Source organism: Aromatoleum tolulyticum, from assembly GCF_900156155.1.
GTDB lineage: Bacteria > Pseudomonadota > Gammaproteobacteria > Burkholderiales > Rhodocyclaceae > Aromatoleum > Aromatoleum tolulyticum.
Window position 1 is genome coordinate 78,310 of record NZ_FTMD01000001.1, and the last position, 26,974, is coordinate 105,283.

Here is a 26,974-nt window from a genome sequence, read left to right on the forward strand (position 1 = left end):
CGGCAACAAAAAGGGCGACCCGCGGGTCGCCCTTTTTCATTCCGTCTGGCACAAACGATTCAGCGCGGCAGGACCGATTCACCCATGAGGAACTGATCCACCTCGCGAGCACACTGACGCCCCTCGCGGATCGCCCAGACCACGAGCGACTGACCGCGGCGCACGTCGCCGGCAGCGAACACCCTGGGCGCGCTGGTCGCGTAGCAGCCGGCACCGTCGGTGGTCGCCTTCGCGTTGCCGCGCGCATCCTTCTCGACCCCGAAGGCTTCGAGCAGCTTGCCCAGCGGATTCGTGAAGCCCATCGCGAAGAAGACGAGATCGGCCTTCACCTCGAATTCCGAACCCGCGACCTCCGACATGCGGCCATCCTTCCACTCGAGGCGCACCGCCTTCAGGCCGGTAACCTTGCCGTCCTTGCCGAAGAACTCCTTCGTCGCAACGGCGAAGTCGCGCTCGCAACCTTCCTCATGGGACGAGGAGGTACGCAGCTTGATCGGCCAGTACGGCCACGTCAGCGCCTTGTTCTCTTCCTCCGGCGGCATCGGCATCAGCTCGAACTGGGTCACGCTGGCCGCGCCGTGGCGATTCGAGGTGCCGACACAGTCGGAACCGGTATCGCCGCCGCCGATCACGACGACATGCTTGCCTTCGGCCGACATCGGATTCGGGCCGTCACCCGCCACCGCCTTGTTCTGCGGAATCAGGAACTCCAGTGCGAAATGCACCCCGGCCAGGTCGCGGCCCGGCACCGGCAGATCGCGCGGCACTTCGGAACCCGCCGCGAGGATCACCGCGTCGAACTCCTTCTGCAGCGCCTCAGCGCTGACGAACTCCTTCGCGTCGTTGACGATGCCGGGCACCGTCGCATCGGCACCGACGATCACGCCGGTACGGAAGCGCACTCCCTCGGCTTCCATCTGCGCCATGCGGCGGTCGATCAGCCCCTTCTCCATCTTGAAGTCGGGGATGCCATAGCGCAGCAGGCCGCCGACGCGGCTGTTCTTCTCGAACACGGTCACGTCGTGACCGGCACGCGCGAGCTGCTGTGCGGCGGCGAGGCCCGCCGGGCCCGAGCCGACGACCGCAACCTTCTTGCCGGTCTTCGCAGCGGGCGGACGCGGCTGGACCCAGCCCTCCTCCCACGCCTTGTCGATGATCGCGTGCTCGATCGACTTGATGCCGACCGCGTCGGCGTTGATGTTCAGCGTGCACGCGGCCTCGCACGGAGCGGGGCAGATACGGCCGGTGAACTCGGGGAAGTTGTTGGTCGAGTGCAGAACCTCGATCGCCTCCTTCCACTGGCCGCGATACACCAGGTCATTCCAGTCCGGAATGATGTTGTTGACGGGACAGCCGTTGTTGCAGAACGGGATGCCGCAGTCCATGCAGCGCGCACCCTGTATCGCCGCCTGCTCGTCGGTGAGTCGCAGCACGAACTCCTTGTACTTCTTCACGCGCTCGGCAACCGGCTCGTAGGCCTCCGACAGACGCTGATACTCCAGAAATCCGGTGGGCTTGCCCATTTTTTACGCGGCCTCCAGTTGCTTCTGCTTCTGCGCGGCCATCTCGGCCAGCGCACGACGATATTCATGCGGCATCACCTTGACGAACTTGCAGCGCCAGGCGGTCCAGTTTTCGATGATTTCGCGGGCACGCGTGCTGCCCGTGTAGCGGGCGTGACGCTCGATCAACCCCTTCAGGATCAGCTCGTCGCCCATCTCGAGGTGGTTGATGTCCACCCGGCCGTGCGACTCGAGATCGTCGCCGGACTCCGAGCCCTTGCGCGCCTCGATCTCCTCGGGCACCGGCTCGAGCGCGACCTGCGCCATGTTGCAGCGCTGGCCGAACGTACCATCCTCGTCCAGCACGTAGGCCACGCCACCCGACATGCCGGCGGCGAAGTTGCGGCCGGTCTGGCCGAGCACCACCACCGTTCCGCCCGTCATGTACTCGCAGCCATGGTCGCCCACGCCCTCGACGACCGCAGTGGCGCCGGAGTTGCGCACCGCGAAACGCTCGCCGGCGACACCCGAGAAGTAGGCCTCACCCTCGATCGCGCCGTACAGCACGGTGTTGCCGATGATGATGTTCTCGGGCGACGCGCCGCGGAACGACGCCTGCGGACGCACGATCACGCGACCGCCCGACAGGCCCTTGCCGACGTAGTCGTTGCCTTCGCCCACGAGCTCCAGCGTCACCCCGCGCGCCGTGAAGGCGCCGAAGCTCTGGCCCGCGGTGCCGTTCAGGGTCACGTGGATCGTGTCGTCGGGCAGACCGGCATGGCCGTACTTCTCGGCGACACGCCCGGACAGCATCGCACCGACGGTGCGGTTGATGTTGCGCACCGGCACATCGATGCGAACCGGCTCGCCGCGCTCGAGCGCGGGCTTCGCCAGATCGATGAGCTGGTTGTCGAGCGCCTTCTCGAGGCCGTGCTCCTGCACCTCCACATGACGCTTCGCCGCGTTCGCCGCGACCTTCGGGCGATGGAAGATGCGGCTGTAGTCGAGGCCGCGCGCCTTCCAGTGCTCGATGCCCTTCTTCATGTCCAGCAGTTCCGGGCGGCCGATCAGGTCGTCGAACTTGCGGATGCCGATCTGCGCCATCAGCTCGCGCACTTCCTCGGCAACGAAGAAGAAGTAGTTCACGACGTGCTCGGGCTGGCCGGTGAAGCGCTTCCTGAGCTCCGGATCCTGCGTCGCGACGCCGACCGGGCAGGTGTTCAGGTGGCACTTGCGCATCATGATGCAGCCTTCGACAACCAGCGGCGCGGTCGCGAAACCGAACTCGTCCGCGCCCAGCAGCGCGCCGATCACGACGTCGCGGCCGGTCTTCATCTGACCGTCGACCTGCACGCGGATGCGGCTGCGCAGGCTGTTGAGCACCAGGGTCTGCTGCGTCTCGGCGAGACCCAGCTCCCACGGGCTGCCGGCGTGCTTGATCGACGACCACGGCGAAGCGCCCGTGCCGCCGTCATGGCCGGCGATCACGACGTGATCCGCCTTGGCCTTGGCGACACCCGCCGCGACCGTGCCGACGCCGATCTCGGACACCAGCTTGACCGAGATCGAAGCGGCCGGCTGGGCGTTCTTCAGGTCGTGGATGAGCTGGGCGAGGTCCTCGATCGAGTAGATGTCATGGTGCGGCGGCGGCGAGATCAGGCCGACCCCCGGCACCGAATGGCGCAGGAAGCCGATGTATTCGCTCACCTTGTGGCCGGGCAGCTGGCCGCCCTCGCCGGGCTTGGCGCCCTGCGCCATCTTGATCTGGATCTGGTCGGCATTGACCAGGTACTCCGCCGTGACGCCGAAACGACCCGATGCGACCTGCTTGATCGCCGAACGCAGGCTGTCGCCCGCCTTCAACTCGAGGTCGCGCGCAATGCGGTTCTCGCCGACGATCTGCGACAGGCGCATCGCCTGCGTGATCGGCTTGAAGCGCATCGGATCCTCGCCGCCCTCGCCGGTGTTCGACTTGCCGCCGATGCGGTTCATCGCCACGGCCAGCGTCGTGTGCGCCTCGGTCGAAATCGAACCGAGCGACATCGCGCCGGTGGCGAAACGCTTGACGATCTCCTTCGCCGGCTCGACCTCGTCGAGCGACACCGGGGGACCGGCGGGCTTGATCTCGAACAGGCCGCGCAGCGTCATGTGGCGCTTGCTCTGGTCGTTGATCAGCTTTGCGTATTCCTTGTAGGTGTCGGACTTGCCCGAGCGCGTCGCATGCTGCAGCTTGGCGATCGATTCGGGCGTCCACATGTGATCGTCGCCGCGCACGCGGTAGGCGTAGTCGCCACCCGCGTCGAGCATGTCCACCAGCACCGGGTCGTTGCTGAAGGCCTTGCGATGCAGGCGGATGGTTTCCTCCATCACCTCGAACACGCCCATGCCCTCGACCTGGCTGGTCGTGCCGGTGAAATAGCGGTCGCACAGCGACTGCTTCAGGCCGACCGCCTCGAAGATCTGCGCGCCGGTGTAGGACATGTAGGTCGAGATGCCCATCTTGGACATGACCTTCATGAGGCCCTTGCCGACTGCCTTGACGAAATGCTTGATCGCCTTCGCACCGGCCTCGGCCGGGTTTGGCAACTGAGCTGCGATCTGCTGCAGCGTCTCCATCGCGACGTAGGGATGGACCGCCTCGGCGCCGTAACCCGCCAGCACGGCGAAGTGATGCACTTCACGTGCGGTGCCGGTCTCGACGACCAGACCGGCGCGCGTGCGCAGACCCTTGGCCACCAGGTGCTGATGCACGGCGGAGGTCGCCAGCAGCGCGGGGATCGCGACCTTGTCGGCGTCGATCTTGCGATCCGACACGATCAGGATGTTGTACCCCTGCAGCACGGCATCCTCGGCCTCGGCACACAGCGTCGCCAGACGCGCCTCGACCCCTTCCTTGCCCCAGGCGACCGGATAGCACGCATCCAGCTCGGCCGAGCGGAAGCGGCTGTCGGCGTAACGCGCGATGTTGCGGATCTTCGCCATGTCGTCGAAGTCGAGCACCGGCTGCGTCACTTCGAGGCGGTACGGCGGGTTGATCTCGTTGATCTCGAGCAGGTTCGGACGCGGGCCGATGAAGGACACCAGCGACATCACCAGCTGCTCGCGGATCGGGTCGATCGGCGGGTTCGTCACCTGCGCGAACAGCTGACGGAAGTAGTTGTAGAGCGGCTTCTCCTTCGCCGACAGCACGGCCAGCGGCGAATCGTTGCCCATCGAGCCGGTCGCTTCCTCGCCCGTCTTGCCCATCGGCTCGAGGATGAACTTGATGTCTTCCTGCGTGTAGCCGAAGGCCTGCTGGCGATCCAGCAGCGAAGCGCCGGGCTGCGCCACCTCGACACCTTCAGGCACCGGCAGGTCGTCGAACTTGATGTTGATGCGACGGATCCACTCGCGATAGGGCTTCGCCTGGGCGAGCGATTCCTTCAGCTCGCGGTCGTCGATGATGCGTCCCTGCTCCAGGTCGATCATGAACATCTTGCCCGGCTGCAGGCGCCACTTCTTGACGATCTTGCTGTCGGGGATCGGCAGCACGCCCGATTCCGACGCCATCACCACGAGGTCGTCGTCGGTCACGAGGTAGCGCGCCGGACGCAGGCCGTTGCGGTCGAGCGTCGCGCCGATCTGGCGGCCGTCGGTGAAGGCCACCGCTGCGGGGCCGTCCCACGGCTCCATCATCGCCGCGTGGTATTCGTAGAAGGCGCGGCGCTTCTCGTCCATCAGCGTGTGCGACTCCCACGCCTCGGGGATCATCATCATCACCGCGTGGGCGAGCGAGTAGCCGCTCATCACGAGCAGCTCGAGCGCGTTGTCGAACGAGGCCGAATCGGACTGGCCCGGGTAGATCAGCGGCCAGATCTTCTGCAGGTCATCACCGAGCAGCGGCGAATGCGTGCCCTTTTCGCGCGCGCGCATCCAGTTGTAGTTGCCGCGCAACGTGTTGATCTCGCCGTTGTGGGCGATATAGCGGAACGGATGGGCCAGGTCCCATTTCGGGAAGGTGTTGGTGGAAAAGCGCTGATGGACGAGCGCGAGCGCCGACACCGTGCGGGTATCGGCCAGATCGCAGTAGTACTCGCCGACCTGCGTCGCGAGTAGCAGCCCCTTGTAGTTCACGGTGCGAGCGGACATCGACACCATGTAGAATTCCTTGCCGTGCTTGAGCTCCAGCGCGTTGATCGCGTTCGCCGCGCGGCGACGGATCACGTACAGCTTGCGCTCGAGCGCGTCGGTCACGGTCACGGTGGGGCCGCGACCGATGAAGACCTGGCGCATCACCGGCTCCTTGGCCTTCACCGCCGGCGACATCGGCATCTCACGGTTCACCGGGACGTCGCGCCAGCCGAGCACCACCTGGCCTTCCGCGCGCACCGCACGGCCGATCTCTTCCTCGCATGCGAGACGCGACGCCTGCTCCTTGGGCAGGAAGACCATGCCGACGCCATACTCGCCGACGGGCGGCAGGTCGATGCCCTGCTTCGCCATCTCTTCGCGGTACAGCGCATCCGGAATCTGGATCAGGATCCCCGCCCCGTCGCCCTGCAACTCATCGGCGCCGACTGCGCCCCGGTGGTCGAGATTCTTCAGAATCTCAAGCCCCTGGCTGATGATTGCATGACTCTTGACGCCCTTGATATGGGCGACGAAACCCACACCACAGGCGTCATGTTCATTGGTCGGGTCGTACAGACCCTGCTTCTGGGGGAGATCCATCACGTTCTTCCTCGACACAACACGTTTGCCGGCATGGACCGGCGTTGATCGGGCGACGGCAGCGCCGCATGCAAATAACGCACCAAAATTGTGCAGGCGTCAAAAAGAGCCGGGTGCACGCGCACACCGGCTCCGTTCGGCCAGTGCTTGACACACGGCCACTGCTTACCTTTCAGGCGGACTTGGGAATATACCCCCGCGAAACCCGTGTTTCAAGATTTTTTTGCGGCGCGGTAAGCCTATGATGCCTCAATGAATTTCGCCGACGGCGAAGAGCCGGCGATGCTCTTTCATCGCGTAGCGGTCGGTCATTCCGGCGATGTAGTCGGCGATTGCACGCGGCGTGTCGGTGCGCGCGCGCACCTGATATTGCGGCGGAAGGAGACGCGGATCGCTCATGAAGGCGCCGAACAGATCCTGGATGATGCGCCGCGCCTTGTCCGTCATGCGCAACACCTGGTAATGCGCGTAGAGGTTTTCGCGCAGGAACGCCTTCAGCTCGCGCAGGCGCGGCGCGAGCTCCTCGGAATACGCCGCCAGACGCCTCGCATGGCGCACATCCGCAAGCGACTGCACGCCTGCAGCGTCGATGTTCGCCCGCGTCGTGGCGATGAGATCAAGCGCCATCTCGTTGATCATGCGCCGGATCGTCTCGTGGATCAGCCGACGCCCGGCCAGTCCCGGCCAGCGGGCCTCCGCGTCGCGGCGGGCATCCATGAACACCGCGACTTCGTCGAGCTGCTCGAGCATTATCAACCCCGAACGCAGGCCGTCGTCGACGTCGTGGTTGTTGTATGCGATTTCGTCGGCCAGGTTGGTGAGCTGCGCCTCCAGCGAAGGCTGATGGCCGTCGAGGAAGCGCTGCCCCAGCTCCCCCAGCTCCCTCGCCCGCTCGCGCGAACAGTGCTTCAGGATCCCCTCGCGCGTCTCGTAGCATAGGTTGAGGCCGTCGAAGGCGGCGTAGTGCTCCTCGAGAACATCGACGGTTCGCAGCGACTGCAGATTGTGTTCGAAGCCGCCATACGCCTTCATGCAGGCGTTGAGGGCGTCCTGACCTGCATGTCCGAATGGCGTGTGGCCGAGGTCATGGGCGAGCGCGATCGCTTCGACCAGATCCTCGTTGAGCTGCAGCGCCCGCGCCACGCCGCGCGAGATCTGGGCGACCTCGATGCTGTGCGTGAGGCGCGTGCGGAACAGGTCGCCCTCGTGATTGACGAAGACCTGCGTCTTGTATTCGAGCCGCCGGAAGGAATTCGAATGCACGATGCGGTCGCGGTCGCGCTGGAACTCGCTGCGTATGCCCGGCGACGGTTCGGGATGAACCCTTCCGCGCGAATTTGCTTCGGTGACCGCCCAGGGTGCGAGTGCCATCATGCGCAGCGCGCTTCGATGGCGGCGGCGATCGCCGTGTGCGTCGCATCAGCGTGGATCACCGCCCTGCCGATGCCGCGCAGCAGGATCAGCCGCAGCCGTCCGGCCTCCACCTTCTTGTCGTGCGCCATCAGCTCCAGGTAGCGCGCGGCGCCAAGCCGGGGGCCATGCACCGGCAGCCCGGCACGCCGGTGCAAAGCCTCGATGCGCGCGACGTCGTCGGTACCGATCCACCCGAGGCGACAGGACAGTTCCGCCGCCATCATCGTCCCCGCGGCAACCGCCTCGCCATGCAGCCAGGCCCCGTAGCCCATGCCGGTTTCGATTGCATGCCCGAAGGTATGGCCGAGATTCAGGAGCGCCCGTTCGCCCTGCTCCGTTTCGTCGGCGGCAACCACTTCCGCCTTGTTCGCACACGAACGCTCGATCGCAAAGGCCAGCGCCTCGGGCTCGCGTGCGACCAGGCGCTCGATGTTCGACTCCAGCCACTCGAAGAATACCGGATCGCGGATCAGGCCGTACTTGATGACTTCCGCGAGTCCTGCCGCCAGTTCGCGCGCCGGCAGCGTGTCCAGCGTTCCGGTGTCGGCCAACACCAGTTTCGGCTGGTAGAACGCGCCGATCATGTTCTTGCCGAGTGGGTGATTGATTGCCGTTTTTCCGCCCACCGACGAATCGACCTGCGACAGCAGCGTCGTCGGGATCTGGATGAATGGCACCCCGCGCTGGTAGGTCGCGGCCGCAAAACCGGTCATGTCGCCGACGACGCCGCCTCCCAGGGCAAGCAGGGTCGTCGAGCGCTCGCAGCGCTCGGCCAGCAGCATGTCGAAGATCAGGTTCAGCGTCGGCCAATCCTTGTGCGCCTCGCCATCGGGCAGCGTCACGGCATGCACCTGCACGCCGAGGTCGCGCAGCCCGGCCTGCAGCCGATCGAGGTAGAGCGGACCGACGACGTCGTTGGTGACGATCGCAACGCGCGGCGTCCTGAGGAAAGGGAGGATCAGCGACGGATCGCCGAGCAGGCCGCGCCCGATATGGATCGGATAGCCGCGGTCGCCTAGAGCCACATTCAGGGTGCGCATATCACTTCTTGAAGTTTTCGATGGCCTTCTCGATCACGCGCACCATCCCCCCGGGATTGCCGCGACCGCCATCGACGATGATGTCCGCGACGGACCGGTACAGCGGATCGCGTTCGCGGTAGAGGTTCTCGATGCGTTCGCGCGGATTCGGCACCTGCAGCAGCGGACGGTTGCGGTCGTGGCGGGTCCGCTCCCACAGGACCGGGGTCGGCACGTTGAGGTACACGACGATACCCCGCTCCGACATCATCGCGCGATTGTCGGAATTGAGCACGACCCCGCCGCCGGTCGCCAGCACCAGGTCGGATTCGCGCGTCAACTCGTCGACGAGCTGAGTTTCGCGCCGCCTGAAACCTTCCTCGCCTTCGATCTCGAAGATCGTGGAGACCTTGACCCCCGTGCGAGCCTCGATTTCATGATCGCAATCGATGAAGCGCATGTGATGACGCCGGGCATACTCACGACCTACCGTGGTCTTCCCGGCGCCCATCATGCCAATCAGAATCACTAACACCAAACCGGCATCCGATACGTAATGCCGGCAACTATACAGCAGGCGAACGAGCCTGCGCGCGTGCCGATCACTTGAGCGTCAGGGCATCCGAGACGATGCGCGGCGTCAGGAAGACCAGCAGCTCGCGTCGCGACGACTGCGTATTCGTGGAGCGGAACAGCGCGCCAAGGTACGGGATTTCGCCGAGCAGCGGCACTCGGTTGACGGTAGTGGTTTCCTCTTCCTCGAACACGCCGCCGATGACCACCGTCCCGCCGTTCTCGACCATCACTTCGGTCGTCACGCTCTTCTTGTCGATCGGCGGATTGCCGAGAATGCTGCGCGAGAAGTCGGCCCTGTCCTTGCTCACTTCAACCTTTAGCTGAATACGGCCGTCCGGCGTGATCTGCGGACGCACCTTGAGCATCAGGACGGCGTCCTTGAAGCTGACGGTCGGCGGCTCCGTACCGCTCGAGGGGGTGACATAGAGAATTTCCTGACCCTGCTTGATCGTCGCTTCGACCTGGTTGGCCGTGAGGATACGCGGGCTCGACACGACGCGGCCGCGGCCGTCCGATTCGAGGGCCGCCAGCTCCAGGTTCAGGAAACGCGTCAGCGAGCGGTTGAACAACGTCAGGTTCAAGGCACCGAACGGGTTTGTGGGCAGGAAGCCATTGCCACTCACCGCGTTTTCGCCGACACGATGAATGATCGTGTTGATCGGCGTGTCCGGATCGGTGCTGATTTCGCCCGTCGAAGAGTTGAAATTACCGAACTCGGACGAACCGAAACCGATCTTCGCACCATCGCCGAGGTTCTTCGCACGGCGATCGCCGTAGCCGAGACGCACACCGAGATCACGCGCGAAATCCTTGTTCGCCTCGACGACCCGCGCCTCGATCATGACCTGGCGCGGCGCGACGTCGATATCCTTGATGAGGCTCGCAAGGGCCGCCAAGCGGCTCGCGACATCGGTGACGAACAGCCGGTTGCTCCGCTCGTCGACAACGACGCTGCCGCGCTTCGACAGCATCGTCTGGTCCTTGCTCTTCAGAAAATCGAAGATTTCCTTGGACTTGTGGTAGTTGATCTGGAAGCTCTCGGTTTGCAGCGGCTCCAGATCGCCGATCTGTGCCTTCGCTTCGAGCTGCAGCTTCTCGCGCGTCGCGAGCTCCTCGCCCGGAGCGATCCAGATGACGTTACCCGACTTGCGCATGTCCAGGCCCTTGGCCTGCAGGATGATGTCGAGGGCCTGGTCCCACGGCACGTCCTTGAGGCGCAGCGTCAGGTTGCCCTGCACCGAGTCGCTGGTGATGATGTTGAAGTTGGTGAAGTCCGCGATGACCTGCAGCACCGAACGGACGTCGATGTTCTGGAAATTCAGCGAGAGCTTGTCGCCCTTGTACTGGCCGCGCGCAGCCCCCTGGACCAGCTTGTTCGGATCCTCGACGACTCGCCGCACCTCGAGCACGAACTGGTTGTCGCTCTGGTAGGCGTTGTGCTCCCACTTGCCGTTGGGCGTTACCTGCAGGCGGACGTTGTCGCCCTGCTGCTGTGCGGTCATCGATGTCACCGGCGTGGCGAAATCGGTGACGTCCGAGCGGCGACGCAGGTGCTCGGGCAAGGAGGTCTTCAGGAATTCGACGACCAGGCCGCCACCCTGCTGACGGATGTCGATGCCTGCGTCGGGACTGGAAAGCTGCACGACCACCCGCCCCTCGCCATCCTTGCCGCGGCGGAAGTTGATGTCGCGGATGCTGCTGCCCTCGGCGACGGCGTCGCGTTTCGGCGCGGCGAAATTGGCTATCGCCTGCGAAACCTGCGTCGTCGTGGCGCCGACCGGAGCCGCGGCGCCGAGGGAAATGATGACGCTACGTCCCTCGATGCGCGATTCGAAGGGGGTGACTTTGGTGACGTTCAGCACGAGGCGCGTGCGGTCGCCGGACTGGACGATGTTCGCGCTGCGCAGATCGCCCTGATCGATTTCCTGCACGCTGCGGCCCAGACCGTTGGTCGTGCCGGGGAAATCGAATGCGATCCGCGCGGGGTTGGCAACGCTGAAGCTCGCCGGCGGCGCGGCAAGCGGTTCCTTGAGCGTCAGCTTCAGCACGACGGATCCACCCTGCCGGGAAACCTCGAGGTCGTCGATGCTGTTTGTCGCGGACTGGCTTTGCGGCGCAGCCTGTGCAAGGACGGCGGGCGCGGGAACGGCCAGGGTAAACGCCGCAACCAGCAGCGCAATCATGCGTTTGTTATTCATTTCCGTGCCTCCTGCTGCTCCTGCAGCAGCAATTTGCTGATGCGCTCGACCCAATCGCCGTTCATGTCTTCAACCAGCTCTTTCAGAGTGACTTCCGATTCCGAGATCTCCGTCACCAACCCGAAATTCTGGCCCATGTAGTTGCCCACCCTGACCTGGTGCAGGTTCTGGTCGGCGCGTACCAGTGCATGCACCTTCCGGTTCTGGGTGATCACACCGACGAGTTGCAGGGACTCGAGCGGATAGGATTCGAGCGGCTCGCGCCTGCGATCGAGGTCGGGCCCCCCGCGACGGGAGGTCTTCGTTTCGGGCTCGATGCGACTGAGGACAAAGGGGTCGGCGGCGCCTTCGGCTTCGTACTTCACGACCGGGACCGGCTTCATCTCGGGCAGGGGCTTGATCGTTCCGGTCATCCCCTTTTCCTGCTCGGCCATCCACCCCTGGATGTCCTCCTGGTCGCCGGCACAGGCGGTGAGGACAAGGGCGCTTGCAAGTATCAGAAGGCGTTTCATGGCTTTCTCACTTGCCTCCCTTTGCCTTTGCGGCCTTCTCCTGCTGGCGCTTCTGCGCGAGCTCCTCTTCGTCGAGGTAGCGATACGTGATCGCCTTCGCCTCCAGCTTGAGCCCGCCTTCCTTCTGGGCTTCGATCGCGACGTTGTCCAGGGTCACGATCCGGGACATGCGCGCAACGTCTTCTGCGAACGCGCCGAGGTCGTTGTAGGCGCCGATGATGCGCACATCGATCGGCATCTCGGCATAGAAGTCCTTGACCACTTCAGCACCCGGCTTGAAGAGTTCGAACTGCAATCCGCGGCCCACGCCGGCCTGGTTGATGTCGGAGAGCAGCGAGTCCATTTCCGCACGATTCGGCAACTGCTTCAGCAGCGCGCCGAACTGACGGTCGATCTCTTCGAGCTGGAGCTTGTACGCATCGAGATTCACGGCAAGCTTCTTCTTCGTCACCCAGTCGTTGCGCAGCTGCACTTCTTCGGCCTCGCGCTGTTCGAGGAGCGCCACCTGATCGCGCCAGTCGAACCACCATGCGAGAGCGAGGACCGCAGCCAGCAACGCGACGAACACCGCGATGCGCGGCGCCAGCGGCCACGCGCCGGGGTCGTTGGGATCGAGGCCCTTGAAATCCTGCGAGAGACGCTCGAAATCGATGCCTTGGAGTTTGCCGAGCTTCATTTCCTGGCCCCTTGATCGCCTTCGGCCTTGGGCCCTTCCGTGCCGATGTTGAGGGCGAAGTCGCTGACCCGCCGCTTATTCACGGATGCCGCCTTGATCTCGACCAGCCCCGGGTTGGCGAGGAAGGGCGACTCGTCGAGGCTGCGCATCAGCGCCGACACGCGCGAATTGGACTGCGAATAGCCGAGCAGGGCGATCTTCGGCCCGGTCTGCTTGATCGACCGCAGATACACGCCGTCCGGCACGCGGCGCGCGAACTCGTTCATGACATTCACGGCCTGGGCACGCGTGGTCTGCAGGGACTCGATGACCTGCTTGCGCGCCAGCAGGGCGTCGATCTGCTCGCGCAGGCGCTTGATTTCGTCGATCTGCGTGTCGAGCTTGGTGATCTCAGCCTTGAAGATATCGTTGCGGCGTTCCTGACGCTCGACATAGCCGGCGATGACGGTATGCACGACCAGCGCGGCCAGCAGGCCGGCGACGACCATCGCAGCGGACACGACATAGAACTGCTGGCGTCGTTCGCGGCGCTTGAGTTCACGATGGGGCAGCAGGTTGATTCGAATCATGAATCGAATCTCCGGAGCGCCAGACCGCAGGCAACCATCAGCGACGGTGCATCGGCCAGCAGGTTCTTGGGTCGCACGCGCGACGACATCGACATTCCGACGAAGGGATTCGCGACGATGGTCGGGACCTGCGTACGGCCGGCAACCACGTCGGAAAGGCCGGGCATCACCGAGCAGCCGCCCGCAAGGACGATGTGATCGACCTGGTTGTATTGCGTGGAGGTGAAGAAGAACTGCAGCGCGCGCGACACTTCGAGAGCCAGGCTGTCCATGAAGGGGCGCATCAGGTCGCGCTCGTAATCCTCGGGCAACCCGCCGGTACGTTTCGCGGCCTCGGCGTCCTCTACACTCATGCCGTACTGGCGCGCGATTTCCTGCGTGAGCTGCATGCCGCCGAACGCCTGTTCGCGGGCATAGAGTTGCTGGCCGTTGCGCAGGACGCTGACGTTCATGACGTTTGCACCGATGTCGATCACCGCGACGATCTTGTCGGCACCGCCGCCGGGGAGTTGCCTGGCGACGAGTTCGAACGCCGCCTCCGCCGCGAAGGACTCGACGTCCATCACGGCGGCCTTGAGGCCGGCGGATTCGACCACGGCGACGCGGTCCTCGACCTTTTCCTTGCGCGATGCGGCGATCAGGACCTCGACCTCTTCGGGACTGCCCGGCGAGGGGCCGACCACCTGGAAGTCGAGATTGACTTCATCCAGGGCAAAGGGAATGTACTGACTTGCCTCCGACTCGACCTGGAGTTCCATTTCCTGGTCGCGCAGGCCGCCGGGCAGGATCATCTTCTTGGTGATCACCGCCGAAGCAGGAAGCGCGACGGCAACCTGCTTTATACCGCCGCCCATGCGGCGCACGGCACGCATCACGGCGTCGCTCACACCTTCGAGGTTGGCGATATTGCCGTCGACGACCGCGTCACGTGGCAGGGATTCGATGGCGTACCGCTCCATGCGGTACGCACCCTTTTCGCCCTCTGACAGCTCGACCATCTTCACCGATGAAGATGAGATATCGAGACCGACCAGCTGACGCGCCTTGGGGCGAAATAGGGAGAAGTCCATCACAAAGAAAATCCTTAAATTTCTTTATGTTAGGCGCCGAAACTGAATAAGCTTCTGAGATGCTAGCAACAAAGTGTTGCGAGTGCAAACAGAGACGGCGGCAGATGCTTTGGAGGCGCCGGGCGCGCAATCGTATAATCGCGCTCCGCACTCCCTTTCTGGATTCCCGATGCGCTGGGTCTTTTATCCCCTCGCGGCACTCATCGCTCTTGTCATCCTCGGCACGGCAACCATCGCAGCAGTATCTGCATTCGCATGGCCGAACCTGCCTTCGCTGGACGTTCTGACCGACTACCGTCCGAAGATTCCGCTGCGAGTATACACGTCAGATGGGTATTTACTCGGGGAATTCGGCGAGGAACGCCGGGTCGTCGTGACGATGGACGAAGTCCCGGCAATTCTCAAGCAGGCGATCCTCGCGGCCGAGGACGAGCGCTTCTACGAACACCCGGGTATCGACGTGATCGGTATCGCGCGCGCCGCGCTCGCAAACGTCGTGTCGGGCGGGCGCGGCCAGGGCGCGTCGACAATCACGATGCAGGTGGCGCGCAATTTCTTCCTGACGCGCGAGAAGACCTTCAACCGCAAGCTCTACGAAATCCTCCTTGCATTGCGCATCGAACGCAGCCTGAGCAAGGATCAGATCTTCGAGCTCTACATCAACCAGATTTACCTCGGCCAGCGGTCGTACGGATTTTCGGCTGCGGCACGCGCCTACTTCGACAAGCCGCTGAAGGACATCACGGTGGCCGAGGCGGCCATGCTCGCGGGGCTGCCGAAAGCGCCTTCGGCCTACAATCCGATCGCCAACCAGCGCCGCGCGATCCAGCGCCAGCATTACGTGCTGCGTCGCATGGTGGAAGCCGGTTTCATCGACGAAAAGACCTTCGAGACGGCCCGCGCGGAGCCGCTCGTACTCGCGAACGGGCGGTCGGCAGCGAGTCCGCTGCGCGGCGATTTCGTTGCGGAAATGGCGCGCCAGCTGGCCGTCGAGCAGTTTGGCGATCAGGCGTACGATTCGGGCATCCGCGTGATCACGACCGTGACGCGCGACGAACAGCAGGCCGCCTACAAGGCGGTCCGTCAGGGCGTGATGGATTACGACCGGCGGCACGGCTACCGCGGCCCCGAGAGCTTCGTCGACCTGAGCGGCGTGAAGAGCGACGACGAGGAGCGGCTCGACGAACTGCTCTCCGAGGCCACCGATTACGATGACCTGCTCGCTGCGCTGGTTCTCGAGGCGTCACCCAAATCGGTCACGGTCTATCGCCACGGCGAAACCCTGAAGATCACCGGCGCCGGACTGACCTTTGCGGCCCCGATGCTCAACGAGCGCGCCCCGCAGGCACGCCGGGTGCGACGCGGGGCGATCGTGCGCATCCGCGATCTCGGCGAGAAGGGCTGGGAGATCGCGCAGCTGCCGGACGTGGAGGCGGCGCTGGTCGCGGTCGACTCGAACACGGGCGCAGTCCGGGCACTCATCGGCGGCTTCGATTTCAACCGCAGCAAGTTCAACCACGTGACCCAGGCGCTGCGCCAGCCGGGTTCGAGCTTCAAGCCCTTCATCTATTCGGCGGCGCTCGAACGCGGTTTCTCGCCGAGCAGCGTCGAAGAGGACGGACCGTTGTTCTTCCCGGCCGGAATCACCGGCAGCAAGGACTGGGAGCCGAAGAACTACGACGGCAAGTACGAAGGGCCGATGACGCTGCGCGAGGGGCTGGCACGCTCGAAGAACATGATCTCGATCCGGCTGCTGCGCTCGATCACACCCGAGTACGCGCAGGACTACATCACGCGCTTCGGTTTCGATGCGGCCCAGCATCCGCCCTATCTGACAATGGCGCTCGGCGCCGGCATGGCGACGCCGTGGCAGATGGCGACCGGCTACGCGGTGTTCGCGAACGGCGGTTACCGCATCGAACCCTATGTCGTGAAGGAGATGATCGACGGACAGGGGCACGTCGTCGCCAAGGTCGATCCTCCCGTCGCGGGCGAAAGCGCGCCACGCGTGATCGATCCGCGCAACGCGTGGCTGATGAACTCGATGATGCAGGACGTGGTCCGGCGCGGCACCGCGACGCGGGCGCTGACCCTCAAGCGCGGCGAACTCGCCGGCAAGACGGGGACGACCAACGACTACGTGGACGCCTGGTTCGCCGGCTACCACCCGGATCTGGTCGCCGTGAGCTGGCTGGGGCACGACCAGCCGCGCAACCTGGGGCGCGGCGAGACCGGCGGTTCGGCCGCCCTGCCGATGTGGGTCAATTTCATGCGCACGGCCCTGAAGAGCCTGCCGGAGAAATTCCCGCCCCGCCCGGACGGGCTGGTCGCCGTCCATACGGGTTCGGGGCGCGAGGAATTCCTCTATAGCGAGAACGTGCCGACGGAACCGATCTTGCTCCCGGCGGGCACGGAGGGGCTGCCGCTGCCGGCCGAGGCTCCGGACGAGGCGCTACCCCAGACGCGCCCGACCGCAGCACCGGCGCCGGTGGTGGAGCGCAGTCCGACACCGGTGCGGCGACCGTAGGGAAATCCCCCGGAGCGGCCGTCGTTCAGCCTGCCTTGACTTCGGCGGGCGCTCCGGATTGCTGGCTGACGAGTTGCGACAGCAGGGCGTAGAGTTCGGCGCCGTCGCGCGTGGCGATCCAGCGGCCGGCGTCGTGGCGAAAGTGGAAGCCGCCGGCCTTGGCGGCAACCCAGATCTCGCGGGCGGCCGAGTGACGGTTGATCACCATCTTGCTGCCGTTCTCGAACTCGATCTCGAGCACGCCGCCGGGCATGGTCTCGATGTCCAGTTCGGCACCGCAGGCTTCGAGCGCGGCTTCGATCCGCACGAGTTCGGCTTCGGCCAGCGCGTTGAATGCCGATTCTTCCATGTTCGCTCCTTCTGTTAGCATTTCCGTTTTTTCGACCGACGACACCATGCGAGCCATTCCGACCGCTGCCGCGCTGTGCTGTGCCCTTGCCCTGAGCGGTTGCGGGATCAAGGGGCCGCTCTACCTGCCCCAGGTTCCGCCCGCACCGGCCAAGGCTGCTCCGGCCGCCGGCGTCGATCATAGCAAAGCCCCCAAAGCGACCGACGACTCCCGATGACTTCCCGATTTCCGATTCCGACCCTGACCGAGGGCAGCGACGGCCTTCAGCTCGAAGACGTGGCGCTGACCGCCATCGCCACGCAGCATGGCACGCCGGTTTATGTCTATTCGCGCCGCGCGCTGACCGAGGCCTTCTCGGCCTACCGCGAGGCCCTTGCGGGCCGCCGCGGGCTGGTGTGCTACGCGGTGAAGGCGAATTCGAACCTCGGCGTGCTGTCGGTGTTCGCGCAGCTGGGCGCGGGATTCGACATCGTCTCGGGCGGCGAGCTCGCGCGGGTGCTGGCCGCCGGCGGGGACGCGGGCAAGGTGGTGTTCTCGGGCGTGGGCAAGAGCCGCGACGAGATGCGCCAGGCGCTGAAGGCCGGAATCCGCTGCTTCAACGTCGAGTCGGAAGCGGAGATCGACCGCCTGAACGAGGTCGCGGGCGAACTCGGCAAGGTCGCGCCGATCGCCTTCCGCGTGAATCCGGATGTGGATCCGAAGACCCATCCGTATATCTCGACAGGCCTCAAGAGCAACAAGTTCGGCGTTGCGATCGATGCGGCGGCGGACCTGTATCGCCGCGCGGCGGGCCTGCCGAACCTGCGCGTGAGCGGCGTGGCATGCCACATCGGCTCGCAGTTGCTCGACCCCGCGCCGATCGCCGAAGCGGCGGGGAAGATCCTCGACCTTGTCGACCGCCTGGCGGCCGAGGGGATCACGCTGGACCACATCGACCTCGGCGGCGGACTCGGCATCCGTTATCGCGACGAGCAGCCGCCGACGGTCGCCGAGTACCTTGCACCGCTGCTCAAGCTGTTCGAGGGGCGCAAGGAGGAGCTGTGCTTCGAGCCCGGCCGCTCGCTGGTCGGCAACGCGGGCCTGTTGCTGACGCGCATCGAGTACCTGAAGCCGGGCGAGGAGAAGAGCTTCGCGATCGTCGATGCGGCGATGAACGACTTGGCGCGCCCGGCCCTGTACGACGCCTACCATGAGGTCGTCGCGGTGCAGCCGCGCACGGGTGCGGCGAAGACCTACGAGGTCGTGGGACCGATCTGCGAGAGCGGCGACTTCCTCGCACATGACCGCGAGCTGGCCGTCGCGGAGGGCGATCTGGTTGCGCTGCTGTCGGCGGGTGCCTACGGCATGGCGATGAGTTCGAACTACAACACCCGTCCGCGCGTCGCCGAGGTAATGGTCGATGGCGACCGCATGCACCTGATCCGCAGGCGCGAGACCGTCGAGTCGCTCTACGCGCTGGAGTCGCCGTTAACCTGAGAATGCGTGAATGAATCTGCTGCGCAGGCCGGGGGCGGCGTTGCGCGGTGCTCGCTCCCTCGCCTATCTGCGTGATATGTCTCGGTCGCTGTGCGCCGCGCGCCTTGCCCCCAACCTGCTCGCGACGATTTCTTCACACGTTCCGCGCCCTCGGGTCGACCTGCTTCCCCTCGGCCTGCGCCTCCTGGATGAGGGCGCGGCCGAAGGCCTTCCAGGCCGGGCCGCCGTGCGTATGCACGCCGGTGTCGGCACTCTCCTCCATCACGCGTAGCATCAGTACGCCCAGCGCGAAGAGTTCGCCGCGCGCGCGCAGGCGGGCGTCCGGGTCGGCGAGCAGCGCCTGAGTGTGGTCGGCTCCACCTTGCAGGGCTTCGCGCGCAAGCTTGCGCATGCCGGCCGCGTCGTCCCAGTCGAGTTCGAGCACGATGCCGCGCTTGAGGATTTCGCGCTCGAGCTGGAAGGCGTCGCGCTCGAAGTGTTCGAATCCGCTCATGGCTCAGCGTGCAAGGTCTTCGAGGCAGCGGCGCAGGGCCTCCTGCCAGTGCGGCATGGCGATGCCGAAACGCGCCGCGAGCCGGTCGGCGGCGAGGCGCGAGTTGGCCGGGCGCGCGGCCGGCACGGGATAGGCCGAGGCGGGGATCGGTTCGACGCTCGCGACCTTCAGCGCCAACTCCGGCAAGGCGGTCCGGGCCGTGGCGAAGATCGCCTCGGCAAATCCGTGCCAGCTCGTGTCGCCGGCCGACGTCAGATTGAAGATCCCCGGCGCGAAGACACCGTCGCGCCGTTCGCGCTGCGCCCGCGCGACGATTTGCGCGGTGGCGTCGGCGATATTGCGCGCCCAGGTCGGCGCGCCGTGCTGGTCGGCGACGATACGCAGCTGTTCGCGTTCGGCGCCCAGACGCAGCATCGTGCGCACGAAGTTGCCGCCGCGGGCGGCGAACACCCAGGTGGTGCGCAGGATCAGGTGGTCGCAGCCGGACTCGCGGATCGCCACTTCGCCGGCGAGCTTGCTGCGGCCGTAGGCATTGACCGGCGCGACGGGATCGTCCTCGGTGTAGGGGCCGGTCTTGCTGCCGTCGAACACGTAGTCCGTCGAGTAATGGACCAGCAGTGCGCCGGCCGCCTTCGCGGCGCGGGCGAGCTCCCCGGGTGCGAGGCCGTTGATCGTGGTCGCGAGCGCTTCGTCGGACTCGGCCTTATCCACCGCCGTGTAAGCGGCGGCATTGACGATGACATCGGGGGCGAGGTCGGCGACGAGTGCCGCCAGGGTCTCGGGGCGCGACAGGTCGCAGCGGCTGCGGTCGAGCGCGACGACTTCGCCAAGCGGCATCAGGCTGCGCGCGAGTTCCCAACCGACCTGGCCGTTCGCACCGGTGACAAGCAATTTCATTCGAATACCTCGCATTGTGCGAGGGGCTTGCCCTCGCGGTCTTTGGCCGACAGTTGCGGCTCGCCGGCGAGCGGCCATTCGACGCCGACGGTCGGGTCGTTCCACGCCAAGCAGCGCTCGTGTTCGGGCGCGTAGTAGTCGGTGGTCTTGTAGAGGAAGTCCGCGGACTCGGACAGCACGACGAAGCCGTGCGCAAAGCCGGGCGGGATCCACAGCTGACGGTGGTTGTCCTCGCTGAGCTCGGCCCCCGTCCAGCGCCCGAAGGTCGGCGAGCGGCGGCGCAGGTCGACGGCGACGTCGAACACCGCGCCGCGCACGACACGCACGAGCTTCCCCTGCGGCTGGCGGATCTGGTAATGGAGCCCGCGCAGCACGCCGCGCGCGGAGCGGGAGTGGTTGTCCTGCACGAACTGCTCGTCGAGGCCGGTGGCGTCGCGGAAGGCGCGTGCGTTGAAGCTTTCGAAGAAGAAGCCGCGGGCGTCGCCGAACACCCTGGGTTCGATGATCAGCACGTCGGGAATCGCCGTCGGCGTTGTGGGCAGAATCGCTTTCATCAGAACACCTTTTCTTCGAGCACGCGCAGCAGATACTGGCCGTAGCCGTTCTTCGCGAGCGGCTTGGCGAGCTCCGTGAGCCGCGCGGCGTCGATCCAGCCCGAGCGCCAGGCGATCTCTTCCGGACAGGCGATCTTGAGGCCCTGGCGCTTTTCGATCGTCTGGATGAAGAGGCCGGCCTCGAGCAGGCTTTCATGCGTGCCGGTGTCGAGCCACGCGTGGCCACGGCCCATGACCTGCACGTCGAGCGCGCCGGCTTCGAGGTAGTGGCGGTTGACGTCGGTGATCTCGAGCTCGCCACGCGGACTGGGCTTGAGGCCGCGCGCGATGTCGACGACGCGTTCGTCGTAGAAGTAGAGACCGGTGACGGCGTAGCGGCTCTTCGGCTTCGCCGGTTTTTCCTCGATGCTGATCGCGTGGCCTGCGGCATCGAACTCGACGACGCCGTAGCGCTCGGGGTCATTCACCGGATAGGCGAAGACGGTCGCACCATGCGCGCGCTGGCCGGCCTGCCGGAGGTCGTCCGCGAGTTCGTGGCCGTAGAAGAGGTTGTCGCCGAGCACGAGGGCCGACGGCGAGCCGGCGATGAACTCCTCGCCGATCAGGAAGGCCTGCGCGAGGCCGTCCGGGCTCGGCTGCACGGCATACTGCAGGCGCAGGCCCCAGCGGCTGCCGTCGTCGAGGAGCTGCTCGAAGCGCGGGGTGTCCTGCGGCGTGGAGATGATGAGGATGTCGCGGATCCCCGCCAGCATCAGCGTGCTCAGCGGGTAGTAGATCATCGGCTTGTCGTACACCGGCAGCAGCTGCTTCGACACGGCCAGGGTGGCCGGGTGCAGGCGGGTGCCGGATCCGCCGGCGAGGATGATGCCCTTGCGTGTGCTCATGCCGGTCGATCTCCATAGTTGCGCGCGACCCATTCGCGATAGGCGCCGCTCTGCACGTCGGCCACCCAGTCCTGGTTCGCGAGGTACCACGCGATGGTCTTGCGGATGCCGGTTTCGAAGGTCTCGGCCGGGCGCCAGCCGAGCTCGCGCTCGATCTTGTGCGCGTCGATCGCGTAGCGGCGATCGTGACCGGGACGGTCGGCGACGTAGGTGATCAGGCGTGCGTGCGGACCGGCCGGGTCGGGGCGCAGTTCGTCGAGCAGCGCGCACACCGTATGCACGATCTCGAGGTTGGGCTTCTCGTTCCAGCCGCCGACGTTGTAGGTCTCGCCGAGGCGGCCGCGCGCGAGCACTTCGCGGATCGCGGCGCAGTGGTCGCCGACATACAGCCAGTCACGCACGTTGCGGCCGTCGCCGTAGACCGGCAGGGCCTTGCCCGCGAGCGCGTTGGCGATCATCAGCGGGATGAGCTTTTCGGGGAACTGGTAGGGGCCGTAGTTGTTCGAGCAGTTGGTCGTCAGCACCGGCAGGCCGTAGGTGTGGTGCCAGGCGCGCACGAGGTGGTCGGACGCGGCCTTGCTGGCGGAGTACGGGCTGTTGGGTTCGTAGGCCTTGGTCTCGGCGAAGGGCGGGTCGTTCGGGCCGAGCGAGCCGTAGACCTCGTCGGTCGACACGTGCAGGAAGCGGAAGGCGGCCTGCTCTGCGCCGTCGAGCGCGGACCAGTAGGCGCGCGCCGCTTCGAGCAGGGTGAACGTGCCTTCGACGTTGGTGCGCACGAAGGCCGCGGGGCCGTGGATGGAGCGGTCGACGTGGCTTTCGGCGGCGAAATGCACGATCGCGCGCGGGCGGTGTTCGGCGAACAGGCGGTCGATGAGCGCGCGGTCGCAGATGTCGCCCTGGACAAAGATGTGACGACGATCGCCTTGCAGCGCGGCGAGATTTTCGAGGTTGCCGGCGTAGGTCAACGCGTCGAGATTCACCACCGGCTCGTCGTTCGTGCGCAGCCAGTCGAGCACGAAATTGGCGCCGATGAAGCCTGCGCCGCCTGTCACGAGAATCATGGTTCCACCTCTTCAGCCGGAGTTGTCCCGCGTGCTACGGCGTAAAATGCCGGGCCGCGGGCAAAACGGAATCCGTGATTGTATCGCGACCGCATAGCTGCCGTACCCTCGCGGACTTCGCCAGTATGTTGCAGGATATCGACGACCATCTCATGACAACGCGACCCGTGTTCCGGTTTCTGGCTGCCCTGTTATTTTGCGGAATGATGGCCTCGGCGCATGCGACTTCGCTGCCGCCAACGGTGCGGCAGGCGCTCGACGCCGCCCGCATTCCGCCGGGCAGCGTGGCGGTGTGGGTGCAGGCCGTCGACGCGCCGGCCCCGCAGCTGGAGGCCGGCGGTGAGCGGCCGATGAATCCGGCTTCGGTCATGAAGGTGGTGACCGCCTTTGCGGCGCTCGACCGGCTGGGGCCGGCCTTCACCTGGACGACACGGGTGGCGACCGGCGGACCGGTGGCCGCGGGCGTCCTGGACGGCAACCTGTATCTGACCGGCGGCGCCGACCCGATGCTGAACTACGAGCGGCTCGGGAAGCTGCTGCGCCAGGTGCGCGCGCTGGGCGTCACGACCGTGCGCGGCGACATCGTGCTCGACGGTTCGGCGCTGGCGTTGCCGCCGCACGACCCGGCGGCCTTCGACGGGCGCGCGCTGCGGCCCTACAACAGTGGCGCCTACGGGCTGCTGATGCACTTCAACACGCTGCAGCTGCGTCTGGTTCCGGCGGCCGAACCGGGGCAGCCGGTGGGCCTTGCGCCCTACCCGGCGCTCACGGGGGTCGACATCGACAATCGCATCGCCACGGCTCCCGGCCCGTGCGGCGTGTGGTACGGCAATCTCGACGCGGCGCTCGAGGCGGGGCCGCAGGGGCCGCGGCTGGTACTGTCGGGAAGCATGCCGGCGAGCTGCGGGCAGCGCGACTGGGCGACGGCGCCTTTGTCGCCCGAGGCCTTCGGGCGCGCGCTCGTCGCAGCGCTGTGGAGCGAGCTGGGCGGCAAGGTCGAGGGCGCGGTACGTAGCGGCGTGACGCCGGGCGATGCGGCGACGCTGATCACGGAGACCTCGCCGCCGCTTGCGGAGGTGGTGCGCGAGATGAACAAGTGGTCGAGCAACGTGATCGCGCGCCAGCTGCTCGCGACGCTGGGACGGGAAAGCGGAGCGAGCCTGGACATGGTCGCGGGCGGCGCCGAGGCCGTGCGCGCCCTGCTCGCCGCCGACGGCATCGCAACCGCGGGCCTGGTGATCGAGAACGGCTCGGGTCTTTCGCGCGTCGAGCGCGTGAGTGCGCGCACGCTCGCGGAAATCCTGCTCGCGGCGTGGCGGCGGCCCTTCATGCCGGAGTTCATCGCGGCGCTGCCGATCGCCGGCGAGGACGGCACGGCGCGCGGACGGCTATACGACAGCCCGGCGCGCGGCTACGCGCACATCAAGACCGGCTCGATCAACGGCGTGAAATCCCTGGCCGGCTACGTGCTCGACCGCAACGGCCGGCGCCACGCGGTCGTGATGATGGTGAACCACGCCGAGGCCGGGTCCAGCCAGGCCGCGCAGGACGCGCTGCTGGAATGGGTGTGGGCGGGCAGCGCGGCGCCGGCGCAATAGCGGGGCGCCAGCGCGACCGCGGGGAGCCTCAGGCGTCCGTCGGCATCGGCATGGTGCTGCGGTCGAGCAGGTTCAGCCAGCCGCGGATGACGCGGTAGACGATCCACAGGCCGGCACCGACCAGCAGCACGAACGCGAACGGGATTCCGATCAGGGTGACGATCATGGCCGCCGCGACCAGGATCCACAGCAGCGCGAACCAGAAGGTGCGGATCTGCCAGCGGAAATGGCTTTCCAGCCAGGTGCCGCGCACCGCGTCGCGCTTCATGTAGTTGAGCACCACGGCGAGGATGGACGGCAGGCTCGCGACGAAGCTGCCGATGATGGTCGCGGAGCCGACGACGCCGGTGACCACCGCGAACGCATGCAGCGCGTAGATGACGTGTGCGAGCGTGACGAGCCCGCCGAGGTCGGCGGGAGCGCTTCCGGTGCGGTAGTCGGGCATGGCTGGCTCCGTGGTGATGGGGATTCCGGTGGAATCTTACAGGCCCGCTTTTACAGGCCCAACTCGGCCCACATCGCGTCGACGCGCTGCTTGACTGCGGCGTCCATCACGATCGGCCGCCCCCATTCGCGGTTCGTCTCGCCCGGCCACTTGTTGGTGGCGTCGATGCCCATCTTGCTGCCGAGACTTGCGACGGGGCTGGCGAAGTCGAGGTAGTCGATCGGGGTGTTGTCGACCATCACGGTGTCGCGCGACGCATCGACGCGGGTCGTCATCGCCCAGATCACTTCCTTCCAGTCGCGGATGTTCACGTCATCATCGACGACGATGATGAATTTCGTGTACATGAACTGGCGCAGGAAGCTCCAGATGCCGAACATCACGCGCTTGGCATGCCCCGGGTACTGCTTGCGGATGCTGACCACCGCAAGGCGGTAGGAGCAGCCTTCGGGCGGCAGGTAGAAGTCGGTGATCTCGGGGAACTGCTTCTGCAGCAGCGGCACGAACACTTCGTTGAGCGCGACGCCGAGCATCGCCGGTTCGTCGGGCGGCTTGCCGGTGTAGGTCGAGTGGTAGATCGGGTTCTTGCGCATCGTGATGCGCTCGATCGTGAACACCGGGAACTCGGAGACCTCGTTGTAATAGCCGGTGTGGTCGCCGTAGGGGCCTTCGGGCGCCGTGTCTTCGGGATGGATCACGCCTTCGAGCACGATCTCGGCCGAGGCCGGCACCTGCAGGTCGGAACCGAGGCATTGCACGAGTTCGGTCTTCGCGCCACGCAGGAGGCCGGCGAACTGGTATTCCGACAGGCTGTCCGGCACCGGCGTGACGGCGCCGAGGATGGTCGCGGGGTCGCAGCCGAGGACCACCGCGACCTTGAACGGTTCGCCCGGATGCGCGAGCTGATGCTCGCGGAAGTCCAGCGCACCGCCGCGATGCGCGAGCCAGCGCATGATGACGCGGTTGGGCCCCAGCACCTGCTGGCGGTAGATACCGAGGTTCTGGCGCTTCTTGCCAGGGCCGCGCGTGACGACGAGGCCCCAGGTGATCAGCGGCGCGACGTCGCCGGGCCAGCAGTGCTGGATCGGCAGTTTCGCGAGATCGACGTCGGCGCCTTCCCACACGACCTCCTGGCACGGCGCGGAGCGCACTTCCTTGGGCGACATGTTGAGCACCTGGCGGAAGGCCGGGAACTTCTCCCACGCGTCCTTGAGGCCCTTGGGCGGCTCGGGTTCCTTGAGGAAGGCGAGGAGCTTGCCGACTTCGCGCAGCGGGGTCTGCCAGTTGCCGTCGGGCAGTTCCTCGCCCATGCCGAGCGCGACGCGTTCGGGCGTGCCGAAGAGGTTAGCGAGCACCGGCATCGCCTGTGGCACGCCGCGCGTGACGGGCTTTTCGAACAGCAGCGCCGGGCCGCCGGCGCGCAGCACACGGTCGGCGATCTCGGTCATCTCGAGGTGGGTGTCGACGGGAACGGTAATGCGCTTCAGTTCGCCGCGCTGTTCGAGCTGGGCGATGAAGTCGCGAAGATCGTGGTAACGCATGAAATCCTTTCGGGTACGGCGGTATTGCGGTTCAGCGCTTGGCGTTGATCGCGTCGCGCGTCTCGAGGGCGACGCGGCGGGCCGCCTGGGCATAGTCTTCGCCACTGCCGGCGAACAGGATCGCGCGCGAGGAGTTGATCATCAGGCCGGTACCGTCGGCGGTGCCGCCGGCCTGCATGGTCTCGGCGATGTCGCCGCCCTGGGCGCCGATGCCGGGCACCAGCAGCGGCATGTCGCCGACGATGTGGCGCACGCGCGCGATCTCGTTGGGGAAGGTCGCGCCGACGACGAGCCCGCAGTTGCCGCTCGCATTCCAGTCGTTCGCGACGAGGCGGGCGACGCGCTCGTACAGCCGCTCGCCGCCGCCGACATCGAGGAACTGCAGGTCGCTGCCGCCGGGGTTCGACGTGCGGCACAGCAGGATCACGCCCTTGTCGGCGTATTCGAGGTAAGGCTCGACCGAGTCGCGGCCCATGTAGGGATTCACGGTGATCGCGTCGGCGCGGAAGCGTTCGAAGGCCTCGACGGCATATTGCGCGGCGGTGCTGCCGATGTCGCCGCGCTTGGCGTCGAGGATCACCGGCGTATCGGGGTGGCGCTCGTGGATGTGGGCGATCAGGTCTTCGAGCTGATCCTCGGCGCGCTGCGCGGCGAAGTAGGCGATCTGCGGCTTGAAGCAGCACACGAGGTCGGCAGTGGCGTCGACGATGCCCTTGCAGAATTCGAGGATGGCATCGGGGCGACCCTGCAGGTGGGCCGGGAAGCGCGCGGGATAGGGGTCGAGGCCGACGCAGAGGAGGCTGTTGCGGCTCTGCCAGGCGGCCCGGAGGGCGGTCATGAAGTGCATGGAGGCGTCCTGATTGGTCCGGGGCGAATGATAAGCCGGATGACGCCAGCGCGCGCG

23 protein-coding genes are annotated in these 26,974 nt (G+C 66.1%); 4 read left to right on the forward strand and 19 right to left on the reverse strand.

Annotated elements, in window-relative coordinates; translation table 11 throughout:
• Positions 1-59: 59 nt before the first annotated feature.
• The 10 genes from BW991_RS00375 to BW991_RS00420 all read right to left on the reverse strand — a co-directional run bounded on the left by BW991_RS00375 (position 60) and on the right by BW991_RS00420 (position 14,245).
• Positions 60-1,523, reverse strand: coding sequence for a glutamate synthase subunit beta (locus tag BW991_RS00375; protein WP_076600122.1), 1,464 nt, complete (start codon positions 1,521-1,523; stop codon positions 60-62).
• 3 nt (positions 1,524-1,526) lie between these two features.
• Positions 1,527-6,212, reverse strand: a complete 4,686-nt coding sequence (locus BW991_RS00380; RefSeq protein ID WP_076600123.1) for a glutamate synthase-related protein — start codon at positions 6,210-6,212, stop codon at positions 1,527-1,529.
• A 249-nt stretch (positions 6,213-6,461) separates the two neighbouring features.
• Positions 6,462-7,586 (reverse strand): deoxyguanosinetriphosphate triphosphohydrolase, encoded by a 1,125-nt coding sequence (locus tag BW991_RS00385; RefSeq protein ID WP_076600124.1) that lies wholly within the window; start codon positions 7,584-7,586, stop codon positions 6,462-6,464.
• Entirely contained in the window at positions 7,583-8,665 is a 1,083-nt protein-coding gene (aroB, locus tag BW991_RS00390) for a 3-dehydroquinate synthase (protein WP_076600125.1), read from the reverse strand. The genes BW991_RS00385 and aroB overlap by 4 nt, the downstream gene beginning before the upstream one ends.
• A 1-nt stretch (position 8,666) precedes the next feature.
• Positions 8,667-9,182, reverse strand: coding sequence for a shikimate kinase (locus BW991_RS00395; protein ID WP_088179555.1), 516 nt, complete (start codon positions 9,180-9,182; stop codon positions 8,667-8,669).
• 64 nt (positions 9,183-9,246) lie between these two features.
• Positions 9,247-11,418 (reverse strand): type IV pilus secretin PilQ, encoded by a 2,172-nt coding sequence (locus tag BW991_RS00400; protein WP_076600127.1) that lies wholly within the window; start codon positions 11,416-11,418, stop codon positions 9,247-9,249.
• Positions 11,415-11,930 (reverse strand): pilus assembly protein PilP, encoded by a 516-nt coding sequence (locus BW991_RS00405; RefSeq protein ID WP_076600128.1) that lies wholly within the window; start codon positions 11,928-11,930, stop codon positions 11,415-11,417. Before BW991_RS00405 ends, BW991_RS00400 begins: the two co-directional genes overlap by 4 nt.
• A 7-nt stretch (positions 11,931-11,937) precedes the next feature.
• Entirely contained in the window at positions 11,938-12,606 is a 669-nt protein-coding gene (locus tag BW991_RS00410; RefSeq protein WP_076600129.1) for a type IV pilus inner membrane component PilO, read from the reverse strand.
• The gene (locus tag BW991_RS00415; RefSeq protein ID WP_076600130.1) at positions 12,603-13,175 is read right to left on the reverse strand and encodes a PilN domain-containing protein; all 573 of its coding nucleotides are present in this window, start codon (positions 13,173-13,175) and stop codon (positions 12,603-12,605) included. Before BW991_RS00415 ends, BW991_RS00410 begins: the two co-directional genes overlap by 4 nt.
• Positions 13,172-14,245 (reverse strand): pilus assembly protein PilM, encoded by a 1,074-nt coding sequence (locus BW991_RS00420; RefSeq protein ID WP_076600131.1) that lies wholly within the window; start codon positions 14,243-14,245, stop codon positions 13,172-13,174. The genes BW991_RS00415 and BW991_RS00420 overlap by 4 nt, the downstream gene beginning before the upstream one ends.
• A 169-nt stretch (positions 14,246-14,414) precedes the next feature.
• On the opposite strand from BW991_RS00420, the gene BW991_RS00425 reads away from it, so the two are divergent.
• Complete coding sequence (locus BW991_RS00425) at positions 14,415-16,772, forward strand: penicillin-binding protein 1A (protein ID WP_076600132.1); 2,358 nt, start codon at positions 14,415-14,417, stop codon at positions 16,770-16,772.
• Between the two features lie 25 nt (positions 16,773-16,797).
• Here the strand turns inward: BW991_RS00425 and cyaY are convergent, their stop codons facing one another.
• On the reverse strand, positions 16,798-17,121 hold the full coding sequence (gene cyaY / locus BW991_RS00430) for an iron donor protein CyaY (protein ID WP_076600133.1): 324 nt from the start codon (positions 17,119-17,121) through the stop codon (positions 16,798-16,800).
• Here cyaY and lptM point away from each other — a divergent pair.
• Both lptM and lysA read left to right on the forward strand, forming a co-directional pair.
• Entirely contained in the window at positions 17,120-17,338 is a 219-nt protein-coding gene (gene lptM / locus BW991_RS00435; protein WP_232299281.1) for an LPS translocon maturation chaperone LptM, read from the forward strand. The genes cyaY and lptM overlap by 2 nt on opposite strands.
• Positions 17,335-18,597, forward strand: a complete 1,263-nt coding sequence (gene lysA, locus BW991_RS00440) for a diaminopimelate decarboxylase (RefSeq protein ID WP_076600134.1) — start codon at positions 17,335-17,337, stop codon at positions 18,595-18,597. Before lptM ends, lysA begins: the two co-directional genes overlap by 4 nt.
• Positions 18,598-18,730: 133 nt before the next feature.
• Here the strand turns inward: lysA and BW991_RS00445 are convergent, their stop codons facing one another.
• Genes BW991_RS00445 through rfbB form a run of 5 tightly spaced genes read right to left on the reverse strand, consistent with a single transcriptional unit; the run spans position 18,731 to position 22,486 of the window.
• Complete coding sequence (locus BW991_RS00445) at positions 18,731-19,090, reverse strand: hypothetical protein (protein ID WP_076600135.1); 360 nt, start codon at positions 19,088-19,090, stop codon at positions 18,731-18,733.
• A 3-nt stretch (positions 19,091-19,093) separates the two neighbouring features.
• Entirely contained in the window at positions 19,094-19,987 is an 894-nt protein-coding gene (gene rfbD, locus BW991_RS00450; RefSeq protein WP_076600136.1) for a dTDP-4-dehydrorhamnose reductase, read from the reverse strand.
• Complete coding sequence (gene rfbC, locus BW991_RS00455) at positions 19,984-20,541, reverse strand: dTDP-4-dehydrorhamnose 3,5-epimerase (RefSeq protein ID WP_076600137.1); 558 nt, start codon at positions 20,539-20,541, stop codon at positions 19,984-19,986. The genes rfbD and rfbC overlap by 4 nt, the downstream gene beginning before the upstream one ends.
• On the reverse strand, positions 20,541-21,425 hold the full coding sequence (gene rfbA, locus BW991_RS00460; protein WP_076600138.1) for a glucose-1-phosphate thymidylyltransferase RfbA: 885 nt from the start codon (positions 21,423-21,425) through the stop codon (positions 20,541-20,543). The genes rfbC and rfbA overlap by 1 nt, the downstream gene beginning before the upstream one ends.
• Positions 21,422-22,486, reverse strand: coding sequence for a dTDP-glucose 4,6-dehydratase (gene rfbB / locus BW991_RS00465; RefSeq protein ID WP_076600139.1), 1,065 nt, complete (start codon positions 22,484-22,486; stop codon positions 21,422-21,424). The genes rfbA and rfbB overlap by 4 nt, the downstream gene beginning before the upstream one ends.
• A 152-nt stretch (positions 22,487-22,638) precedes the next feature.
• On the opposite strand from rfbB, the gene dacB reads away from it, so the two are divergent.
• Entirely contained in the window at positions 22,639-24,084 is a 1,446-nt protein-coding gene (gene dacB / locus BW991_RS00470) for a D-alanyl-D-alanine carboxypeptidase/D-alanyl-D-alanine endopeptidase (protein WP_076600514.1), read from the forward strand.
• A gap of 28 nt (positions 24,085-24,112) precedes the next feature.
• Here dacB and BW991_RS00475 read toward each other — a convergent pair whose 3' ends face one another.
• From BW991_RS00475 to pyrF, 3 genes are read right to left on the reverse strand one after another with little or no spacing between them, the layout of a single operon-like run.
• Positions 24,113-24,529, reverse strand: coding sequence for a DUF4870 family protein (locus BW991_RS00475; protein WP_076600140.1), 417 nt, complete (start codon positions 24,527-24,529; stop codon positions 24,113-24,115).
• A 50-nt stretch (positions 24,530-24,579) separates the two neighbouring features.
• Complete coding sequence (gene ubiD, locus BW991_RS00480) at positions 24,580-26,070, reverse strand: 4-hydroxy-3-polyprenylbenzoate decarboxylase (RefSeq protein ID WP_076600141.1); 1,491 nt, start codon at positions 26,068-26,070, stop codon at positions 24,580-24,582.
• A gap of 31 nt (positions 26,071-26,101) precedes the next feature.
• Positions 26,102-26,917: an orotidine-5'-phosphate decarboxylase gene (pyrF, locus tag BW991_RS00485; protein ID WP_076600142.1), complete on the reverse strand. Its 816-nt coding sequence runs from the start codon at positions 26,915-26,917 to the stop codon at positions 26,102-26,104.
• Positions 26,918-26,974: the final 57 nt, after the last annotated feature.

What these genes read in the sequence shown, in the direction of transcription:
- rfbD (WP_076600136.1), bottom strand. Translation starts at nt 19,987, where the DNA reads ATGAAATTGCTTGTCACCGGTGCGAACGGCCAGGTCGGTTGGGAACTC.
- BW991_RS00385 (WP_076600124.1), bottom strand. Translation starts at nt 7,586, where the DNA reads ATGATGGCACTCGCACCCTGGGCGGTCACCGAAGCAAATTCGCGCGGA.
- lysA (WP_076600134.1), top strand. Translation starts at nt 17,335, where the DNA reads ATGACTTCCCGATTTCCGATTCCGACCCTGACCGAGGGCAGCGACGGC.
- cyaY (WP_076600133.1), bottom strand. Translation starts at nt 17,121, where the DNA reads ATGGAAGAATCGGCATTCAACGCGCTGGCCGAAGCCGAACTCGTGCGG.
- BW991_RS00380 (WP_076600123.1), bottom strand. Translation starts at nt 6,212, where the DNA reads ATGGATCTCCCCCAGAAGCAGGGTCTGTACGACCCGACCAATGAACAT.
- rfbB (WP_076600139.1), bottom strand. Translation starts at nt 22,486, where the DNA reads ATGATTCTCGTGACAGGCGGCGCAGGCTTCATCGGCGCCAATTTCGTG.
- BW991_RS00415 (WP_076600130.1), bottom strand. Translation starts at nt 13,175, where the DNA reads ATGATTCGAATCAACCTGCTGCCCCATCGTGAACTCAAGCGCCGCGAA.
- dacB (WP_076600514.1), top strand. Translation starts at nt 22,639, where the DNA reads ATGACAACGCGACCCGTGTTCCGGTTTCTGGCTGCCCTGTTATTTTGC.
- ubiD (WP_076600141.1), bottom strand. Translation starts at nt 26,070, where the DNA reads ATGCGTTACCACGATCTTCGCGACTTCATCGCCCAGCTCGAACAGCGC.
- BW991_RS00420 (WP_076600131.1), bottom strand. Translation starts at nt 14,245, where the DNA reads ATGGACTTCTCCCTATTTCGCCCCAAGGCGCGTCAGCTGGTCGGTCTC.
- pyrF (WP_076600142.1), bottom strand. Translation starts at nt 26,917, where the DNA reads ATGCACTTCATGACCGCCCTCCGGGCCGCCTGGCAGAGCCGCAACAGC.
- BW991_RS00410 (WP_076600129.1), bottom strand. Translation starts at nt 12,606, where the DNA reads ATGAAGCTCGGCAAACTCCAAGGCATCGATTTCGAGCGTCTCTCGCAG.
- BW991_RS00405 (WP_076600128.1), bottom strand. Translation starts at nt 11,930, where the DNA reads ATGAAACGCCTTCTGATACTTGCAAGCGCCCTTGTCCTCACCGCCTGT.
- BW991_RS00475 (WP_076600140.1), bottom strand. Translation starts at nt 24,529, where the DNA reads ATGCCCGACTACCGCACCGGAAGCGCTCCCGCCGACCTCGGCGGGCTC.
- BW991_RS00400 (WP_076600127.1), bottom strand. Translation starts at nt 11,418, where the DNA reads ATGAATAACAAACGCATGATTGCGCTGCTGGTTGCGGCGTTTACCCTG.
- rfbC (WP_076600137.1), bottom strand. Translation starts at nt 20,541, where the DNA reads ATGAAAGCGATTCTGCCCACAACGCCGACGGCGATTCCCGACGTGCTG.
- lptM (WP_232299281.1), top strand. Translation starts at nt 17,120, where the DNA reads ATGTTCGCTCCTTCTGTTAGCATTTCCGTTTTTTCGACCGACGACACC.
- rfbA (WP_076600138.1), bottom strand. Translation starts at nt 21,425, where the DNA reads ATGAGCACACGCAAGGGCATCATCCTCGCCGGCGGATCCGGCACCCGC.
- BW991_RS00445 (WP_076600135.1), bottom strand. Translation starts at nt 19,090, where the DNA reads ATGAGCGGATTCGAACACTTCGAGCGCGACGCCTTCCAGCTCGAGCGC.
- BW991_RS00425 (WP_076600132.1), top strand. Translation starts at nt 14,415, where the DNA reads ATGCGCTGGGTCTTTTATCCCCTCGCGGCACTCATCGCTCTTGTCATC.
- BW991_RS00375 (WP_076600122.1), bottom strand. Translation starts at nt 1,523, where the DNA reads ATGGGCAAGCCCACCGGATTTCTGGAGTATCAGCGTCTGTCGGAGGCC.
- aroB (WP_076600125.1), bottom strand. Translation starts at nt 8,665, where the DNA reads ATGCGCACCCTGAATGTGGCTCTAGGCGACCGCGGCTATCCGATCCAT.